General features: G+C 69.8%; 17 protein-coding genes. 13 read left to right on the forward strand and 4 right to left on the reverse strand.

Annotation, left to right across the window (positions count from 1 at the left end; all coding sequences use genetic code 11):
• On the reverse strand, positions 1 to 1,028 hold a 1,028-nt coding region (locus KF837_30725), incomplete at its 3' end, for a hypothetical protein (GenBank protein MBX3231739.1).
• Between the two features lie 36 nt (positions 1,029 to 1,064).
• Entirely contained in the window at positions 1,065 to 1,799 is a 735-nt protein-coding gene (locus tag KF837_30730) for a hypothetical protein (GenBank protein ID MBX3231740.1), read from the reverse strand.
• 202 nt (positions 1,800 to 2,001) lie between these two features.
• Between KF837_30730 and KF837_30735 the strand changes: the two genes are divergently transcribed.
• The 10 genes from KF837_30735 (at position 2,002) to KF837_30780 (ending at position 14,311) form a co-directional block, all read left to right on the forward strand.
• Positions 2,002 to 3,612 (forward strand): prolipoprotein diacylglyceryl transferase, encoded by a 1,611-nt coding sequence (locus KF837_30735; protein ID MBX3231741.1) that lies wholly within the window; start codon positions 2,002 to 2,004, stop codon positions 3,610 to 3,612.
• Between the two features lie 57 nt (positions 3,613 to 3,669).
• Complete coding sequence (locus KF837_30740) at positions 3,670 to 5,763, forward strand: S9 family peptidase (GenBank protein ID MBX3231742.1); 2,094 nt, start codon at positions 3,670 to 3,672, stop codon at positions 5,761 to 5,763.
• A 45-nt stretch (positions 5,764 to 5,808) separates the two neighbouring features.
• Positions 5,809 to 6,405, forward strand: coding sequence for a hypothetical protein (locus KF837_30745; GenBank protein ID MBX3231743.1), 597 nt, complete (start codon positions 5,809 to 5,811; stop codon positions 6,403 to 6,405).
• Between the two features lie 54 nt (positions 6,406 to 6,459).
• Positions 6,460 to 6,819 (forward strand): hypothetical protein, encoded by a 360-nt coding sequence (locus tag KF837_30750; GenBank protein MBX3231744.1) that lies wholly within the window; start codon positions 6,460 to 6,462, stop codon positions 6,817 to 6,819.
• A gap of 62 nt (positions 6,820 to 6,881) precedes the next feature.
• Positions 6,882 to 8,492 (forward strand): cobalamin-dependent protein, encoded by a 1,611-nt coding sequence (locus tag KF837_30755; protein ID MBX3231745.1) that lies wholly within the window; start codon positions 6,882 to 6,884, stop codon positions 8,490 to 8,492.
• Between the two features lie 44 nt (positions 8,493 to 8,536).
• On the forward strand, positions 8,537 to 9,412 hold the full coding sequence (locus KF837_30760) for an iron-containing redox enzyme family protein (protein MBX3231746.1): 876 nt from the start codon (positions 8,537 to 8,539) through the stop codon (positions 9,410 to 9,412).
• 6 nt (positions 9,413 to 9,418) lie between these two features.
• Positions 9,419 to 11,059: a B12-binding domain-containing radical SAM protein gene (locus KF837_30765; protein ID MBX3231747.1), complete on the forward strand. Its 1,641-nt coding sequence runs from the start codon at positions 9,419 to 9,421 to the stop codon at positions 11,057 to 11,059.
• An 18-nt stretch (positions 11,060 to 11,077) separates the two neighbouring features.
• Positions 11,078 to 12,469, forward strand: coding sequence for a sugar porter family MFS transporter (locus KF837_30770; GenBank protein ID MBX3231748.1), 1,392 nt, complete (start codon positions 11,078 to 11,080; stop codon positions 12,467 to 12,469).
• Positions 12,470 to 12,500: 31 nt separating this feature from the next.
• Complete coding sequence (locus KF837_30775) at positions 12,501 to 13,415, forward strand: SUMF1/EgtB/PvdO family nonheme iron enzyme (GenBank protein MBX3231749.1); 915 nt, start codon at positions 12,501 to 12,503, stop codon at positions 13,413 to 13,415.
• Positions 13,416 to 13,417: 2 nt separating this feature from the next.
• A complete protein-coding gene (locus KF837_30780; GenBank protein ID MBX3231750.1) occupies positions 13,418 to 14,311 on the forward strand; it encodes an MBL fold metallo-hydrolase in 894 nt (297 codons plus the stop codon).
• 8 nt (positions 14,312 to 14,319) lie between these two features.
• On the opposite strand, the gene KF837_30785 is transcribed toward KF837_30780, so the two are convergent.
• A complete protein-coding gene (locus KF837_30785; GenBank protein ID MBX3231751.1) occupies positions 14,320 to 14,730 on the reverse strand; it encodes a hypothetical protein in 411 nt (136 codons plus the stop codon).
• Positions 14,731 to 14,922: 192 nt separating this feature from the next.
• Positions 14,923 to 17,079: a hypothetical protein gene (locus tag KF837_30790; GenBank protein ID MBX3231752.1), complete on the reverse strand. Its 2,157-nt coding sequence runs from the start codon at positions 17,077 to 17,079 to the stop codon at positions 14,923 to 14,925.
• 180 nt (positions 17,080 to 17,259) lie between these two features.
• Here KF837_30790 and KF837_30795 point away from each other — a divergent pair, with 180 nt between their 5' ends.
• The 3 genes from KF837_30795 to tsaE all read left to right on the forward strand — a co-directional run bounded on the left by KF837_30795 (position 17,260) and on the right by tsaE (position 19,200).
• Positions 17,260 to 17,475 (forward strand): hypothetical protein, encoded by a 216-nt coding sequence (locus KF837_30795; GenBank protein ID MBX3231753.1) that lies wholly within the window; start codon positions 17,260 to 17,262, stop codon positions 17,473 to 17,475.
• A gap of 67 nt (positions 17,476 to 17,542) precedes the next feature.
• Positions 17,543 to 18,652 (forward strand): hypothetical protein, encoded by a 1,110-nt coding sequence (locus KF837_30800; GenBank protein ID MBX3231754.1) that lies wholly within the window; start codon positions 17,543 to 17,545, stop codon positions 18,650 to 18,652.
• Positions 18,652 to 19,200: a tRNA (adenosine(37)-N6)-threonylcarbamoyltransferase complex ATPase subunit type 1 TsaE gene (gene tsaE, locus KF837_30805; protein MBX3231755.1), complete on the forward strand. Its 549-nt coding sequence runs from the start codon at positions 18,652 to 18,654 to the stop codon at positions 19,198 to 19,200. Before KF837_30800 ends, tsaE begins: the two co-directional genes overlap by 1 nt.
• Positions 19,201 to 19,217: the final 17 nt, after the last annotated feature.

Here is a 19,217-nt window from a genome sequence, read left to right on the forward strand (position 1 = left end):
CGGTAGGCGTGCGGCTCTTCGGGGCTCGCCGGGGTGGCGGCGGGCACGCGTCGCACGGACTGCGCGCTCGGCGAGATCGCGGGCCGGTTCACGCCGGGCGGCGACCGATGCACGTGAGGCGACGCGGCGCGGATGACGGACGTCGACGGCGCGCCGTCGGGGACCGACGGCAGGCGCGGCCGCACCGAAGGCGGGATGCCGTCGGGGACGGAGGGCATCCGCGCGCGCGCGGAGGACGGCGCCTCGTCCGTGAACGAGGGCATGCGCGACCGAGGCGCCTCGTCCGTGAACGAGGGCATGCGCGACCGCGGCGCCTCGTCCGTGAACGAGGGCATGCGCGATCGCGGCGCCTCTCCGTCGGCGCTCGCGTGCGGGGCCGCGCCTGGGGCGCCGGGGGCGCTCTTCTTGACAAGGACGCGCCCCTTCGCGCCGGCGGGCAGCACCGCGTGGCGCGCGACGCGATGTTGCGGCTGCGCGGAGGTGGGCGGCGCGGTCGTCGGCGGGAGCGTGTCGTCGTCGAGCTCGCCGAAGTCCTTCCTCGCGGGAGCGGGCGCGGGCGTCGTCGTGGACTTCGAGGCCTCCGCCGCGGCGTTGGCCTCGGCGAGGACGGCGTCCATGTCGAGGTCGTCGTCCTCGAGATCGACCTCGAAGTCGCCGAGGTCGACGTCGATCGAGAGGTCCTCCATGCGGCTACGCGCGCCGAAGCGGCGGTTCGCTTTCTGGATGTGGCGCTTGAACGTGCCTTCTTCGATCTGGCGGCAGATGCGCGTCCAGTACATCGCGTACGTGTTGAACTTCTGCGTGACGACGTTGAAGCGGAAGCGCAGCGCCGTGTTGCGGATGTTCGCCTTGCGCAGGACCGCGAAGCGGCGATCGACGTCCTTGCGCGGAACGGTGGGCTCGAGCTTCTCGTAGCCCATGAAGTACTGCTCGTAGATCGCGCGCAGGCGATCGACGCGCTCTTCGAGCTCACCGACTTGGATCTCGATCTCCTTCTGGGGATCGACAGGGTGTTTCGGATCCGCCACGCGACCCGTAGCGTAAAGCGACGAGCAAGGCCCCCGCTAGAGCGGCGTGACCTTCACGTTGTCGAAGCACACCTTTGCCTCCCACTCGTTGAACCCGAAGTGGTCGTGGCCCTGCCCGGCGAGGGGCTGGGGGTCGTTCCAGGAGAGGTAGTCGACGCCGTTGACCGACCAGCGCACGGTTTTGCCGTCGGTTCGCTCGATCTTGAACTGGTAAAGCTGCCCCCGCTGGACCGCCCGCTGGCGGGGATCGTCGCTCTCCTTGACGATCGGGATGACCTTCCGGTCGGCCCCGTGCTCGTCGAGGCGGGCGAGGACCTGGAGCGTATTGTGCCAGCCGCCGAGGATCGTGAGGTAGCTCGTGGCGTTCGTGTACGACGTGCCGGTCGCGTAGCTGCGGCCGTCTCCCCACACCTCGGCCTTGAGGTCGCCGTCGTCGGTGAGGGCCCAGGCGTCGAACTCGATCCGCGCGTTGATCGGCAGCGTCCTGTTCAGCCAGACGCCGTGGTTCCGGGCCTTCTCGACGCAGAGCTTCCCGTTTTCGATGCGCCAGGCGTTGGTCCTCATCTGGGACCAGTTCGGGCCCAGGTTGTCGAGCTTCGGGGGCGGTCCCGCGTCGATCGCGAGGGTGAGGCCGCCCTCCGCGGTGTCCGTCCCACCCTCGGGCCGGAGGGCGGCGTCGATCGCCGCGGTCGCGGGGGTCGCCGCGTCGCCGAGGAGCGTCGCCTCGCCGCCGTCGGGCCGGTCGAAGGTGTCCTCGAAGGGGGCGGTCATGATGTTCAGCGACGGCTTGAACGTCGTGGTCGCGACCGGGGTAGGGCCCGCGTCGTACGGCGGCGCGCTCCCGGTCGGGACGCAGGAGAGGACGCCGATCGCGGCGAGGCCGGCCAACCTGGAGAGCTTCGAGGTCACGCCCCGCTCTTTACCATCGAATGGTCCGCCCGGGTTCCGACGTGGTAAACAGGGCGCGACCGTCATGCATCCGATTCTCTTTCGCATCCCGCTTCCGAAGATGCCGCTCATGCTGTGGTGGGGCCTCGCCTTCATCGCGGCGATCGCGGTCGTCTCCGCTCTCAACGGTCTGCGCAAGAAGGACCGCGGTACCGCGGGCGTCGCGCTCGTCATCGCCGCCGGCGCCGGCGTCGCGGGCTACATGTTCCGCGAGACCAAGTTCGAGGCCGCGAACCTCCCCATCTACTCCTACGGCGTGATGCTCGGCCTCTCGCTCGTGGTGGGCTGGTACCTGACGCTCACCCTCGCCGAGCGCGACGGCCTCCCGAAGGAGACGATGGCGAACTGCTACGTGATCACGGCGATCGCCGCGATCCTCGGCTCGCGCATCCTCTACGTCGTCACCAACCCGGACGAGTTCAAGCAGGCGAGCGACTTCTTCGCCCTGCGCCGCGGCGGCCTCGTCGCGTACGGCGGCTTCCTCGGCGGCTACCTCGGGTCCTGGCTCTACCTCCGCTCGCACAAGATCCGGCTCATGCCGTGGGCGGACGTCGCGGTCCCGAGCCTCGCGTCCGGCCTCCTGATCACGCGCATCGGCTGCTACCTCTTCGGCTGCGACTTCGGCAAGCGCCTCCCCGAGGGCGCCCCCGGCTTCATCGCGAAGCTCGGCACGTTCCCGCAGTGGCCGAAGGAGACGCTCGAGGGCAGCGAGGGCTCGCCCGCGTTCGCGCGCCACCTCGACATCGTCGGTAAGCACACGCCCGCCGCCGACGAGCTCATGAAGATGGGCCACTCGTACCCGGTCCACCCGACCCAGATCTACGAGTCGCTCGTCGGCCTCGCGCTCCTCGTGCTCCTGCTGTGGCAGCGCAAGCACCAGCGGTTCCGCGGTCAGATCTTCTTCCTCTTCGCCTTCGGCTACGGCTACCTCCGCTTCCTGATCGAGTCGCTCCGTGACGACTCGGAGCGCGGCGAGTTCGGCCCGATGATGGGCGAGCACTGGCTCATCGCCGGCTCGCTCCTCGTGATGAGCGTCGCGTTCGTGTTCGGCATCTCGCTCGGCATCACGAACCCGAAGGTCCGCAACGTGGCGCGCGTCGCCGCGTTCGTCCCGCCGCTGGTGGCGTTCTTCATCCTGAAGCCCGCGTCGTTCGGCAAGCAGCAAGCGGTGCAGCTCTCGACGAGCCAGTGGATCGGCATGGCGACGGCGGTGATCTGCGCCTACTTCTACGCGCAGTTCTGGGAGACCGCGCGCAAGAGCCCGAAGCTCGCGATGGGCCTCGAGTCCCTCGGCGACATCAAGGCGACGGCCGACGACATGGCCCCGCGCCGCAAGAAGGTCGACGACGACGAGGAGGACGACGAGCCGCACGACGAAGCGGAGTCCGAGGAGCCCGACGACGACACGGCCCCCGAGGCCCCGGTCGCGAAGAAGCCCAAGAAGAAGAAGGGCCTCAAGAAGAAGAAGGTCGCCGCTCCGGCCGAGGAGGAGCCCTCCGAGCCCGAGGGCGACGACGAGGCCCCGAAGCCCGCCGCGAGCGGCGGCACCGACGACGCCAAGACCGAGGTCGACGACACGAAGGTCGACGAAAAGGTCGACGAAAAGGCGGAAGAGAAGGAAAAGGACGACGCCTGACGCCTCACCTTCGGTTGTGGCTTGCGGCGAGCGCGCGGGTCGGCGAAGACGCGGGGCATGATTCGTCGTGTTGCTGCGCTCGGGCTCGTCGCTTCGTTCCTCGCGTGCGGGTCCGATCCTCCGCCGCCGCCGGTGGCGCCGCAGCCTCCGCCGCCGGCTCCGGTCGTCACCGCGCCGCCGCCCGCGAAGCCCGCGCCGAAGGCCGACCCGTCCGTGCTCGCGCGCAAGGTCATCTTCGGGAACCCGGACCACGCCGGACCGCGCGTCAGCTACGACGGCAAGCAGCTCGCGTGGCTCGCGCCGAAGGACGGCGTGCTGAACGTCTACGTCGCGCCGATCAACGACCCGTCGAAGGCGAAGGCGGTGACGGACGAGAAGGGCCGCCCCGTGAACGGCTTCTTCTGGACGTCAGACGGCAAGCGCGTCCTCTACGCGATCGACAAAAACGGCGACGAGAACGTTCACGTCTACAGCGTCGAGATCGCGAACGGGAAGGTGACCGACCTCACGCCGTTCGAGAAGACGCAAGGCCGCGTCCAGGAGACGAGCGACAAGGCGCCGACGACGGTCCTCGTCGCGATGAACGATCGCGACGCGAAGTACCACGACATCTACAAGGTCGATCTCGTCAGCGGGAAGCGCACCCTCGTGCAGAAGAACGAGGCGGGCTACGCCGGCTTCCTCACCGACGAGGACTTCAAGGTCCGCTACGCGATGAAGTCGCGGCCGGACGGCGGCAGCGACGTCCTCGTCGCCGACGGCAAGGGCGGCTTCAAGGACTGGCAGACGATCAAGTTCGAAGAGACGATGACGACGGGCCCGATGGGCTTCGACAAGGCGGGCACGACGCTCTACATGCGCGACTCGCGCGACCGCGATACGAGCGCGCTCTTCGCGTACGACACGAAGACGCAGAAGTCGAAGCTGCTCGCGGAGGACGCGCGCGCCGATCTCGGCGGCCTCATCGTCAGCCCGGTCGACGGACGCGTGCAGGCTGCATCTTTCGACTACGAGCGCCGCAACTGGAAGGTCCTCGACAAGTCGATCGAGCCGGACCTCGAGGCGCTGAAGAAGGTCGTCGACGGCGACGTCGAGATCGTGAGCCGGAGCCGCGACGACAAGACGTGGACGGTGGCGTACGTCGTGAGCGACGGCCCGGTCCGCTACTACGTCTACGACCGCACGAAGAAGGAGGCGAAGTTCCTCTTCACGAACCGCCCCGCGCTGGAGGGGAAGAAGCTCGCGAAGATGCACCCCGTCGTCATCCCCTCGCGCGACGGGAAAAACCTCGTCAGCTACCTCTCGCTCCCGGTCGCCGCCGATCCGGACGGGAAGGGCAAGCCGAGCGCGCCGGTGCCGACCGTGCTCCTCGTCCACGGCGGTCCGTGGGGCCGTGACGGCTGGGGCCTCAACGGCATGCACCAGTGGCTCACGAGCCGCGGCTACGGCGTCCTCGCGGTGAACTTCCGCGGCTCGACCGGCTTCGGCAAGGCGTTCGTGAACGCCGGCGACAAGGAGTGGGCGGGCAAGATGCACGACGATCTCCTCGACGCGGTCGAGTGGCTGAAGAAGAACAACGTCGCCGACCCGTCGAAGATCGCGATCATGGGCGGGAGCTACGGCGGCTACGCGACGCTCGTCGGCCTCACGTTCACGCCCGACGTGTTCGCGTGCGGCGTCGACATCGTCGGTCCCTCGAACCTCAACACGCTCCTCGCGACGATCCCGCCCTACTGGGCCCCGATGTTCGAGAACTTCTCGAAGCGCATCGGCGACCCGCGCACGGACGAGGGCAAGAAGCTCCTCACCGAGCGCTCGCCGCTCACGCGCGCCGGCGCGATCCAGCGCCCGCTCCTCATCGGCCAGGGCGCGAACGATCCGCGCGTGAAGCAGGCGGAGAGCGATCAGATCGTCGGCGCGATGAAGGCGAAGAGCCTCCCGGTCTCGTACGTCCTCTTCCCGGACGAGGGCCACGGCTTCGCGCGTCCGCCGAACCGCATCGCGTTCAACGCGGTCGCGGAGATCTTCCTCGCGCAGCACCTCGGCGGCGTCTACGAGCCGATCGGCAGTGACTTCGAGGGCTCCAGCATCTCGGTCCCCGAAGGCGCGGCCGACATCGCGACGCTCGCGGACGCGCTGCCGAAGAAGTAGCGCCAAGAAACCTTCGCGGCGGCGTGTTGTCAGTACACGCCGCCGATGAAACGCCTCGTCTTCGCCGCCGCCCTCGCGCTGCTGCCCACGCTCTACCGCTACGAAGGGTCCGACGCGCTCACGTTCGCGTGTCATCGCGACGGCGATCGCGCGGGCGCTTGTTACCTCGAGCCGACGCTGTTTCATCGTGTCGCGCGCCGTCTCGGCGCCCCGGCGAGGTGGCGACCCGAGCCCGCGATCGCGATCGACGACCTCGGCGTCGCGACGCCGGCGGGAGACGGCACCGTCACGATCTTCTCCCGCAACGACTGCTGGACCTTCCGCGCGCAGCCCCACTCGTTCTGCCGCGGCCGGAGCTTCGAGACGTGGCGCCTGCCGGTGACGTACGACGAGCGCGTCGACGCGCGCGCGGAGAGCGCGGTCGCGCACCGGCTGAACCGCTTCATCGCCGACGCGCGCGAGCGGACGTTCGTGCATCCGCGCCCGCGTCCGTTCGCGGCGTGGCATCTCCTCTTCTACGTCGCGGCGACCGCGCTCGCCGTCGCCTCGATCGGCCGCGCGCGCGGCGCGAAGACGAGGGCGTGGCTCCGCGCGATCGAGGCGATCCCGCCCGCGCCGCCGCTCACCCCGTACCGCGGCTGAGCCGCGCGGCGCGTGTGTTGCTTCGCGGCGCGTGAGCCTTACGTTGCGGAGACCATGTCGCCCACGATGGTCACCGCCCGCCACACGCTCCTCGATCTCCACAAGACGCTCCTCGACGAGGTGCGGATCGACTACGAGCGCGAGCACGGCCGCGTCGAAGGAGCGGGCGCGCTGCTTCAGCTCGTCGTCTCGGATCCCGCGTTCGCGTGGCTGCGTCCGCTCTCGCAGCTCATCGTCGCGCTCGACGAGGGGGCATCGGAGGGCCAGCCGAAGTCGGTGCGCGCGATGTTCGAGCGACTCGTGCAGAAGGACGACCGCTTCGCGGCGCCATACCAGGCGAAGCTGCAGGCCTCGGCCGACGTCCTCGTCGCCCACGGCAAAGCGACCCGCGCGGTCGCAGCGCTCGGCATCTGACCAGAGATAGACATACTATCCAGCCGTCCGAACAAGTACGTTCGAGCGCCTTGGAGGGATCGATGCGGGTTCTGCTCGTGATGCCGACGCCGTTCGAAAATGGACGGCTCGGGCTCGAGAACGTGGTCTGGCTCTCGGAGCCGGTGGCGCTCACGGCGGTGGGCACCGCCATCCAGGGCGAGCACGAGGTCCGCGTGCTCGACATGCGCCTCGAGGACGAAGACGCGCTCGTGAAGACGCTCGCCTCCTTCCGGCCCGACGTCGTCGGCACCACGAGCATGACGACCGACGCCTACCAGGCGAAGGCCGTCCTCCGCACCGCGAAGAACGTCGCGCCGGATGCGCTCACCGTCGTCGGCGGGCACCACCCCACGCTCTCGCCCGACGAGTTCGACCTCGACTACGTCGACGTCATCGTCCAGGGCGAAGGCGAGCACACCCTCCGCGAGCTCATGGCGCGCTGGTCGAAGCAGAAGGCGACGGGCGACCGCACGTTCGAGGGAGTCCGCGGCACGCGCTACCGCGACGCGAACGGCGTCCGCCGCGTGAACGCGAAGCGCGAGCAGACGCAGAGCCTCGACGACCTGCCGATCCCGAACCGCGACCTCATCGCGAAATACCAGGGTCGCTACTTCTTCACCGCGTTCCGGCCGATGGCCTCCATCTTCACGAGCCGCGGCTGCTCGTTCGACTGCAACTTCTGCGCGATATGGGAGTTTTACGAGCGCCGCACGCGCTTCCTCTCCGCGAAGAAGATCGTCGATCAAATGGAGGCGTGCCGCGAGCCGTTCGTCTTCGTGCTCGACGACAACTTCCTCACGAACAAGAGGCGCGTCGTCGAGCTGTGCGAGGAGATGGAGCGCCGCAGCTTCCGAAAATACTGGATGACGCAGGGGCGGACCGACTTCGCCGCGGAGCACCCCGACCTCCTCGCCCGCCTCGCGAAGAACGGATTGGTCATGCTCCTCTCCGGCTTCGAGTCGAACGACGACGACAACCTCGCCGCGCTCCGCAAGAAGAGCAGCTGGGAGAAGAACCTCCGCGCGAACGAGGTGTTGCGGAAGAACGGGGTCATCTCCACCGGCATCTTCATGGTCCGCGCCGACTGGACGAAAGAGCAATTTGCCCAACTCTACGATTACGTGAACAGCCTCGACATCGGCGTCCCGCTGTTCACCATCCTCACCCCGCTCCCAGGCACGCAGCTCTACCGCGCATACAAAGACAAGCTCCTCACCACCGATCACCGCCTCTTCGATCTGCTCCACGCGGTGTTGCCCACCCGCCTCTCGCGCGCGGAGTTCTACCGCGAGTTCTCGCGCTCCTACGACGCGACCGAGACGTCGGTCCGAAACGCCTACAAACATTTCTTCAAAGCGCGCCCCGACTTCATTCCGCGGAACCTCCGCGGCATCGTCTGGTTCTATGCGCGCACGTGGCGCTATCAGCGAATCCACGGCGATTACCAGTCGTTCCTCCGCGACGAAGAAGGCCTCCTCGACGGCCCCGGCGCCAAAGCGGGATTGACGTGGCAAGACATCGAATATCCCACCGGCGAGGAGCACGAGGCCGAGTCGCCGTCCACCAACGGCAAGCTCGTCAAGCTGCGAATCCCGCGACGCACGTGGGCCGACGACGTCGCCGACGCGACCCTCGCCGGAGTCGGCGAATGAGCGCCGCCTCGCAACTTCGAGCCAGCCCGACGACCGAGGCGCATGTGAGCAGGGGCTCCGATTCGTCGCGGCGGTTCCTCGCCGAGCTGCGGCGCGAGATCGAGGCCCACCCCGGGGTGAATCACCTCTTCCTCGCGCGGTGCGCGACGAGCCCGTTCTCGCGCGAGGATTATCGGGTCTTCGGCGAAAACCATTATGCGCTCGTCTGCGTCTTTACCAATTACCTCGAGCGCCTCCTCCTCCGCGGTCCCTCCAGCGAGTCGAAGCTCTGGCTCGCGAAGGTCCTCGTCGACGAATACGGCGAGGGCTCCGAGGGCGAGGACCACGCGACGCTCTATGGCCACTTCCTCCGCGCCTGCAAGAGCTCCGTCCCGGACGCGCCATCGACGTCGAAGGTGCCCGCGCCCGCGTACGAGTTCATCCGCGAGCACCGCCGCATCGTCTCCGAGGAGCCGTTCCTCGTCGGCCTCGGCGCGGTCGGCCCCGGCCACGAGTGGGCGATCCCGAAGATGTTCGCCGCCGTCATCCCCGGCCTCCGCCGCGCCGGCTTCACGAAGGAGGAGATCCTCTACTTCGAGCTGCACGTCGAGCAGGACGTCGACCACGGCGCGTGGCTCGAGGAGGCGCTCGCGCAGTTCGGGCGGACGGAGGAGGCGCGGCAGCAGATCCGCCGCGGCGCGCTCCTCTCGCTCGAGGCGCGCGCCCGCTTCTGGAGCGGCGTGCAGCGCGCGGTCGTGCGCTGGCGCCAGCCGAACGCGGTGCGGCCCGACGGCGCGTCGCCGCGCTCGATCGCACGCGAGATCATGATCACGACGTGGGACGGTTCTCCGCGCCTGCGCGCGCTCGAGAGCCGCTACGATTCCTTCATGGCGCGCCGCCGCCCGACGATCGCCGAGCTCGTCGAAGCGGGCCGAAGGTAGGACGGATTGAAGCGCATCACGTTCGTCTCCACGAGGAAGAACCTCGATCCGACCGAGCGCGAGCTCTACGAGATGGACCTCCTCTGCCGTGGGCTCGGGTTCAAGCGCGCGTTCCTCGACCTCGGCATGCAGACCGTGATGGCGTGCACGCCGGCCGACGTCCACACCGAGCTCGTCGACGAATATTCGGATCCGATCGACTACGACGTGAAGACCGACCTCGTCGCGCTGTCGGCGAAGACGTCGTGCGCGACGTACGCCTACGACGTCGCGCGCCGCTTCAAGGAGCGCGGCAAGCGCGTGGTGATGGGCGGCATCCACGCGTCGCTGCGCCCGGACGAGGCGCTCCAGCACGTCGACTGCGTCGTCACCGGTGAGGCGGAGACGCTATGGCCCGAGGTCGTGCGCGATCTCCAGGCCGGCAAGCTGAAGGAGCGCTACGACGCGATCGGCTTCCCGCCGATGGACGCGATCCCCGCGCCGGCGTGGGGCAAGGGCAAGCCCGACGATTACCTGTTTCACCAAATCCAGACGACGCGCGGCTGCCCGTTCCGCTGCCGCTTCTGCAGCGTCCCCGACATCTCGGGGCAGGACTTCCGCTTCAAGCCGGTCGAGTGCGTCCTCGCCGAGCTCCGCGCCCTGCCGAAGAGCAAAGGGCCCATCGCGTCGGGCAAGCCGCTCTACGTCGTCGACGACAACTTCATCTCGCGTACTCGGTATACGAAGGACCTCCTCCGCGCGATGGCGCCGCTCGCGCAGCGCGGCGAAATACCGAGCTGGTCGGCGGAGACGACGCTCAACGTCGCGAGCGACGAGGAGATGCTCGATCTCTTCCGCGACGCGGGCTGCTCCACCCTCATCATCGGCTTCGAGTCGGTCACCGAGGCCTCGCTCGCGGCGATGGATAAGCCGGTGAATTTCTGCCTCACGTACCAGGAGGCGATCGACCGGATCCACGCCCGCGGAATGACGATCATCGGCAATTTCATCGTCGGCTTCGACACCGACACGCTGGGCGTCTTCAAGCAGACCCTCGATTTCGTGCAAGAGAGCGGGATCCTGTATCCCTTCTTCAGCATCCTCACCCCGATGCCGGGGACGAAGCTGTTCGACGACTACAAAGCGGCGGGGCGCCTCGATCACGAGGAGTGGCACCTCTACGACACGCGCCACGTCGTGTTCGAGCCCACGAACATGACGCGCGAAGAGCTGATGGACGGCTACGTGTGGCTCTACGAGCAGGCCTACGGCGCCGACAACCTCTACGCCCGCATCGAGCGCAACTGGCGCCGCCGCGCGCGCGGCTCGAACCTCCTCGAGAAGGCCTTCATCGCCTCCCGCCTCGCGCCGGAGATGCTCAAAGGCGATCACGAGCTCCGCTCCCATTTCGGCCAGGGCATCAAGCTGATGATGAATCGCCATCTGAAGGCGGACGCGGGCCAGCTCCTCTATTTGCTCGACGCCTTCGACTTCGCGCGCTTCATGCGCCGCTTCAACACCCCGCGCCGCGCGGAGAGCTACCGCACCTTCGAGGACCCGACGAAGTGGACGCGCGCCCTGGAGGCGGAGAAGCTCGACGTCCGCCAGTGGCAGAACGCGAAGGCGGTGAAGCGCACCGCGAAGGCGTCGCTCCCCGTCGTGCGCTGACGCGGTAGACTGCGGGTCGTGGCGGACGAGAGAGGCGGCGGCATCACGCGCTTCGCGGCGGCGGCGGCGCTGGGCGGCTTCCTGTTCGGGTACGACTCCGCGGTCGTGAACGGGGCGGTGCTCGGGCTCGAGCGCACGTTCAAGACGAGCAGCGCCGGCACCGGGTTCGCGGTCGCGTCGATCTTGCTCGGGTGCGCGGTGGGGGCGCTCCTGGCCGGTCGCGTCGCGGACGCGAAGGGGAGGCGGCCGGTGATGCTCGTGGCGGCGGTGACGTTCGCGGTCACCTCGTTCGCGTGCGGGCTCGCGCCTTCGAGCGGGACGTTCACGTTCGCGCGGTTCGTGAGCGGGCTCGCGGTCGGGGCGGCGAGCGTCGTGTGCCCCGCCTACATCGCCGAGATCGCGCCGGCGCGCTCGCGCGGGCGGATGGGGTCCTTGCAGCAGCTCGGGATCGTGCTCGGCATCTTCGCGGCGCTGCTCGCGGACCACCTCCTCGCCCTCGCCGCGGGCGGGACGAACGAGAAGCTGTGGGGCGGCTTCGAGGCGTGGCGGTGGATGTTCCTCGTCCAGATCGTGCCGTCGTTCGCGTTCGCGGTCGCGGTCTGGTTCATCCCCGAGTCGCCGCGCTACCTCGTCGCGGCGCAGGAGTTCACCGCCGCGCTCGTCGTGCTCCAGCGCATCGACCCGAACGCGACGGCGGAGGACGTCGACGCGATCCGTTACACGATCGACAAGGACCGGCAGCCGCGTTTTTCGGATTTGCGCGACGAGGAGGGGAAGGTCCACAAGATCGTGTGGATCGGCGGCGCGCTGTCGGTGCTGCAGCAGCTCGTCGGCATCAACAGCATCTTCTATTACGGCGACGTCCTCTGGGAGTCGGTCGGGTTCAGCGCGAGCGACTCCCTCCGGAACAACGTCATCACGGGCTCGATCAACGTCGGCGCGACCGTCATCGCCATTCTCACGATTGACCGCTTCGGGCGGCGGCCGCTCCTGCTCGTCGGCTCGATCGGAATGGCGATCACGCTCGGCGTGCTCGCGGTCGCCTTCGCGGGCGCGAAGTCGGGGCCGCACGGGATCGTGCTCTCGCGCGACGCGGCCTGGGCCGCGCTCGTCGCCGCGAACCTCTACGTGTTCGCGTTCGCGGTGTCGTGGGGGCCCGTCGTCTGGGTGCTCCTCGGCGAGATGTTCCCCAACGCGTTCCGTGGCGCCGCGATGGCGGTCGCGATCTTCGCGCAGTGGATGGCGAACTGGGCCGTGACGATCAGCTTCCCCGCGCTCGTCTCCGGCCTCGGCCCGGTCGTACCTTATGGCCTCTATTGTGGATTTTCGCTCGTCTCGTTCTTCGTCGTGCGCCGCTTCGTGCGCGAGACGAAGGGGCGCGCGCTCGAGGAGGCGTCGGCCGAGGGCTGACGCCTCGCCGCCTTCGAGATACGCTTCCCGCGTGCGGCTCCTCGCGGCGACGGGCATGTGGGCGGCGGGCGCGATGCTCGTCGCGACCGCGCACGCGCGGACGATCGAGGTGGTGCCGCGCGTCGCGACCCGGTCCGCGCCGGCGCCGAAGCTCGCGCCCGGGAGCCCCGGCACGATCGGCTGGGCGATCGCGCAGCAGGAGAAGAAGGTCCGCTTCAAGCGCGCACAGAGCGAAGGCGCGCTCCCGGAGCGCGATCCGGACGGGACGTGCCCGGCGGAGATGGCGAACGTCGACCGGCGCTTCTGCGTCGATCGGTGGGAGGGCTCGCTCGAGGAGCTGCTCGAGGACGGGTCCACCCAGCCGTGGCCGGCGACGACGGTGCTCGACCTCACCAAGCAATACCGCGCCGTGAGCGCGCCCGGGCTCGTGCCGCAGGCCTACATCAGCGGGACGCAGGCGGCGGAGGCCTGCCGCAAGTCGGGAAAGCGGCTCTGCGAGGCGAGCGAGTGGCGCCTCGCGTGCGCGGGGCGCGAGGGCACGATCTATCCATATGGGACTACGCGCGTGGAGCGGCGGTGCAACGACTACGGGCGCGCGCCGATGTACTCGTTTTATCCGCAGGTCGAGAAGAGCTGGGCGCTCGTCACGAACACCGACATGAACGATCCGCGCCTGAACCTGCTCGAGGGCACGGTCGCGAAGACGGGGGAGCACCCGGGCTGCGTCAACGACTGGGGCCTCTACGACATGGTCGGCAATCTGCACGAATGGACCGCCGACCCGAATGGCACTTTCCAGGGCGGGTATTACCTCGACACGCTCATCAACGGCGAGGGCTGCGCCTACCGCACCACCGCGCACGATATCGATTATCACGATTACTCCACGGGATTCCGCTGTTGCGCGGACCTCCTCCCGGGGAGCGGCCTCGACGACGACGAATGAAATTGAGCCGCCGGAAGCTCGCGCTCGGCGCGGCCGGAGCCGCCGCCGCCGCGGTCGCGGCGGAGTGGTGGACCTTTCAAGGTCACCTCGATCACCGCCGCTCCCCCGGCGCCGCGACGCCCAAGCTCTCCGCGCCCGCCGCCGACGGCGTGGTCCACGTCGGCCACTCCACCCACGTGATCCAGCTCGGCGGAAAGAAGCTCCTCACCGATCCATGGTTTTACGACCCCGCGTTCGGCGCGCTCTCGCACGCGGTCGCGCCGGCGGTTCGTCCCGCCGATCTCGATCCCGTCGACGCGATCCTGATCTCGCACGACCACGCCGATCACGCCGACCTCCGCGCCCTCGCCGAGATCGCGGCGCACAGCCGGAGCGCCGCCGTCCTCGTCGCGACGGAGCACCTCGCCGAGAGCCTCCGCGCGATCGGCTTCACCGACGTCTCCGTCCTCGCGAAGGACGCCGAGCGCGAGCTGCCGGGCGCGATCGCGGTCCGCGCGGTGGAGGCGGTCCACGACGTGTACGAGGTCGGCTTCGTCGTCCGCCACGCCGGAAGATGCGTGTACTTTGCAGGCGACACCGCGCTCCACGGCTCGATGGAGGCGATCGGCAAGAGCTTCCGCCCCGACGTCGCGATCCTCCCGTGCGACGGCACGCGCGTGCTCGGCGGCGCGCTCCACGTCATGCGCCCCGAGGACGCCGTCGAAGCGGCGCGCCGCCTCGGTGCGAAGGTCATCGTCCCCTCCCACGCCGAGGCCTACTTCTCCGACCCGCTCGCGGCGACCGTGCTCGCCTCGATGGAGAAGGACGCCATCCAGCGCCTCCACGACGGCATCGCCAAGCACCTCCCCGGCGTCCGCTGCGCGACCCCCGAGCCGGGCGAGCACGTCCCGATCTGACCGCGGAGTCACTTCGAGACGGACCAGGAACCCTTGGTCGAGATCGACGACTGCCAGGTCCCCGAGCCCTTGCCGTTCGCGAACGTCCCCTGGAAGGTGACGACGACGCCTTCGCCGGTGCCGACGCCGACGCTCACGCCTCCGTCGGCGGTCACGGAGCCGGTCGCGGGGTACTGTTTGCCGCTCACGGTCACGACGACGTCGATGTTGGTGCCCGAGATCGTCATCGTGACCGGCCCGGTGCCGTCGCCGGAGTAGATACCCGAATAGGTGCCGTCGAGGCTGGTCGGCCCGTCGTTGTCGCCCGACGAGCTCCCGCCGGAAGGGCCCTCGTTGTTGACGGTGCAGCCGGTCGCGCCGAGCGCGGCGGCGGAGGTGACGCTGAAGAAGAGGACCGTGGTGAGGAGTCGAAGGTTCATGGGCCGTACCATCGCACGCCCCGTACCCGCGCCGCGCTCGCGCGTAGACCGCGAAAACCCGCGCTCGGCGAGGCTCCCTGCGTCACGGGCGACGCAGCGGGCGCCGCTGACCGCGCGGCGCCGCGTCGCCGGTGACGCCGCGCCGGCGCGATGGTGCACGTCGTTCGCGCGGACGGGAGGAGCGAGGTGAGGTCAAGGACGGTCGACGAAGAACAGCGTCGGCTTGTCGCGAGCGTCGCCGTCGCGCCCGACGAGGACGAAGCGGTGGGGGCCGAGCGGCGCGGCGAGGAGCTCGGAGACGTGCTCACGGCCGAGCGTGATCGGGTGCCACGTGCAGGACGCCAGTTGATCCAGCGAGCACCGCGCGATTGTGGGGACGTTCTTTCGTGTCCCGAAGAGCAGGAGGCTCCGCTTCGCCGGCTCGATCTCCGCCCACACGTCTCCGTACACGCCGTCGTCGAACGCGTCGCGCGCGTCGAACCTGGAGAAGGTGCACGTGCCGTCGAGCGTGCACCGCAGGACGCCGCCGCCCGAGGCGACGAGCATCGTGCGGCCGCTCTCGTCGAAGACGGGAGTACCTCCCGACGACACGCGAGCGCACGCGCCTCCCGCGAGGTCGCAGATCGAGAGCCGCGTGCTGTTGCTGCGAAGCGCGATCTTCCCGAGGGCGGGCGAGACGGCTCGGACGATGCCCCAGGAGTCCACGTTGACCGTCGCGCACGCGCCTCCCGGCGTCGGACACGTCGTGAGCGTGCCCACGCCGGCCTCGGAGCTGCTGGTGTACTCGACGCCGTCGCGAACGGCTCGATGCACGCCGTCCCGCGGCGCCTTCGCCTTCGCCTCACAGCGCTCTCCCTCCGCGTCGCAGACGACGTAGGCCTCGTAGGTGGAGAAGAGCACGCGCCCGTTCACCCGGTCGGTGGTGATCGACGCGTACGACGCCTGCCCCGCCATGCCGTTCGGCAGCGGCGCCCCGAGGTCCCACGGCGCGCAGCCCTCTCCGCGCGCGTCGCACCTCGTCACGTGCCACGTGCTCTTCGCCGACTCGTACGAGAGCACGAAGAGGTGCTTGCCCGAGACGGACGATCCCACGACGGGGGTGTACCCAGTGCCGCCGACGCGATCGGCGAAGGTGATGTCGCGCTCGCTGCACGTCGCCGTCCCCGGCGGCCCGCAGTCGTGGAAGGACGAGCCCAGCGCGAACGCCAGACGACCGGTCGTCCCGCCGACGGCCATCTGGTGGCGGGGCACCGACACGGCGAGCGGGGCGCACGAGGTCCCGGCGCGCGTGCAGCGCAGCACCTGGCTCGGCCCGCGGATGACGAGCTCGGGCCCGACCATGACCCGCGCGTTGATGTTGTTGTAGAGCGTGGCCGCGCTCACCAAGAACGTCGAGGTCGGGATCGTGCCCGTCGCGTCGAGCACGTGAACGTCCACGCCGCTCGCGGGGAACCTGCTGTCGATGTCCCACCACGCGTCGGTCGTGAGGTCGGGGTGGAAATGGGAGAAGGTGCCGACGCTGTCGCCGCCGGCGGGCGCCGTCAACGCCGCGCACGTGAACGGCTCCGCGAACGGACACGTCGCCTGCGTCTCGGCGGTCGGGTCGTAGACGTCGAACCGCCCCGTCTTCGGGTGCACCTCGTGCTCGGTCCGCTTGCTGCCGAGCGGGTAGATGTTGCAGCTCGTCCCGTCGAGATCGCACACCCCCATCACCGAGCCGACGATCTCGAAGACACGACCACGCGTCGCGTCGACCCAGATCGCGCCGGGGAGGGAGCCGCCCAGCCGATGGTTCAGGATGGCCGACGAGCAGTCCGTCCCGTCGCTCCGGCACCGCGTGAACCAATGGACGATCGTGTCGGCGTCGCGGTAGGCGCTCGCCACGTTCAGCATCCCGTCCTGCACGCTGATGCGCGGCGTCCCGAGAGGGCCGGCGGGCCGGTAGGGATGCCGCGTGAGGTCGGTGATCGTACAGTCGGTGCCGTCGAGGTTGCATCGCCGGAGCGTGATGAACCCTGCCCGGTCCTCGTCGACCAGCAGCACCTTCCCCGCCGCCTCGTCGACGTGCATGGCGGGCATCCGCGTGAAGTCGTTGCCCCCGACCGTCTCGACCGTCGCGAACGACGGCGCCTGCGGGACGTACGGCTCCTCCGGCGGCCCGGTATCGGCCGGCGAGGCGTCTTTGGTCGGCGAAGCGTCGACGTCGGAGCCGGGCCCCGCGTCGATCGCGGTGGGCGTCCCGGCGTCTCCCGCGTCGTCGGCGTCGTCGGCGGGCGCGAGGGCGGGCTCCGCGCCGCACGCGACCAGCGAGGCAAAAGCGAAAGCGATCCGACTTCGACGAGGCGTCATCTTTCCAAGCATCACGTCCGCCCATCGCACGCGGCGTGCCCGCACCTCGGAGCGCGAATCGCGCTCGTTCGCGCCCTGAGCTCACCACCATGGTGTCGCGTTCGCGAGACGCGGCGTCGCCCCGACGGGTCCGCGTGCGCGTGCGTGCCTTCGAGCGCTCGTGTAGCCTCGATGCGCTCGATGAAGCTCGCTTGGTCGCTCCTCGTCGGACTCGTCGTCGCATGCAACTCGAGGGGCGAGTCGGCCGCGCCTGCCGCGAGCGCGACCTCTCCGCCGCCCGGTGAGCAAGGGGGCGCGTGCACCGAGCCGCCGGGGTGCGCGCCGGGCTTCGTCTGCGTCATCGCGCCGTGCGTCGTCGCGCCGTGTACCAGCGGGACCTGCCAGGCCCTCGAGTGATCGTTCGAGCGGTGGCCGCGCGGGACATCACGCTCGTCCTCGCTGAGGCGCTATGCTGCGCGTCGCTTTGAGGCGTCTCGTACCTTCCTTCGTGTTCGCGGCGGTCAGTCTCTGCGCGGTGCCGGCGTGGGCGGACAAGATCGCGGTGCTCCCGTTCTCTTCACCGAGGAACCTTTCCAAGCCGGAGCTCGAACAGGCGCGCGGTTGGACGCGCGAGGCGGTCTTGAAGAAGGGGCACACGTTCGCGACGCCGGACGAGATGGTGTCCGCCGAGGCCGCGGTGAAGGACGGCGTGCCCGACACGAGCCAGGAGTACATCGCGGCCGGCACCGCGGTCGGGGCGCCGTGGACGATCGCCGCCCGCGTCGAGCGGAACGACATCCCGCCGAGCACGCTGCCGGACGGCACCGTCGAAGAGGGCTACACGACGTACCGCATCGAGCTCGAGGCGTGCCTCGTCGCGAGCGGGCGCGTGGAGTCGCTCGCGCGCGAGGTGCTCGCCGACGACACGGACGCGATCGCCGAGATGATCGCGCTCCTCGTCCGTCCCCAAGGGATCGCCGACGCCGAGATCCCGTGGGAGCGCGCCGGCGTCGCGCGGCCGAAGCCGAAGCCCAAGCCGCCGGCGCCACCACCCCAGCCTCGAGAGCCGACGCCCCAGGAGCCGCCGCCCCAGGCGCCGCCGCCTTCGAAGCCGGCCGCGCCGCGCGCGGTGTACGGCGCCGGCCACGCGCTCGCGATCGGCGCCTCGATCGGCGTCTCGAACGCGATCGTGCGGCCCAGCGGCGCGCGCGGTCCCTCGTGGGCGCTGCCGGTCGGCGCCGTCGTCGGCGTCGCGCTCCCCGACGTGCTCGCGGGCCTCGAGCTGAAGGCGAACCTCACGAGCCAGGTCGTGGGGCCTCGCGCGCTCGAGGCCGCGGCCGGCGCGCGCTACGCGTTCGCGCCGATCGGCGACGGCGTCCGCTTCTTCGTCGGACCGGAGCTGCTCCTCGGCGCGCACGTCGCGCTCGGCGCCGACAAGACGACGCGCTTCCTCACGCACGGCGCGCTCTTCGTCGCGTACGGCATCACGGAGAACCTGCAGGCCGAGGTCGCCGGCGATCTCGCGGTCGCGGCCGGCGGGAGCGGCACGCTCTTGCTCGGCGGCGCCACCGCGCGCGCCGTCGTCCGCTTCTGATGAGCGACGTGAGCAACGGGAGCGACGCGAGCGATGGGACCGATGGGACCGACGCGAACGAGCGCCTCTCGCTCGCGACGCGGCGTGACACGATCCGTCTCGGCGCGCGCGTCGCCGGCGTGCTCGCGCCCGGGCACCTCGTGCTCCTCTCCGGCGATCTCGGGGCGGGCAAGACGTTCCTCGCCCGCGCGGTCGCGCGCGTGCTCGGGGTCCCCCCCGACACCGCGATCGCGAGCCCGACGTTCACGCTCGTGCAGGAGTACGCGACCCCGCGCGGCGTGCTCCTCCACGCCGACCTCTACCGCTTGCGCGACGAGCACGACGCCGCGAAGACGCTCGCCGAGGTCCGGCGCCTCGGCCTCGCCGAGCGCCGCCACGACGGCGCGATCCTCCTCGTGGAGTGGGGCGAGGACGTGGAGCCCGAGCTCGGCCCCCCCGATCTCGTCGTTCACCTCGAGAAAAACGAGGCCGGCGTGCGTGGGGCTAGAGTGACCGGGCCGTTGATGACGCGAGTCATCGACCACACTGTCCCACCGAAAATGAAATGAGACGCGTCCGGTACGCG

Source organism: Labilithrix sp., assembly GCA_019637155.1.
In the GTDB taxonomy this organism is placed as follows: domain Bacteria; phylum Myxococcota_A; class Polyangia; order Polyangiales; family Polyangiaceae; genus Labilithrix.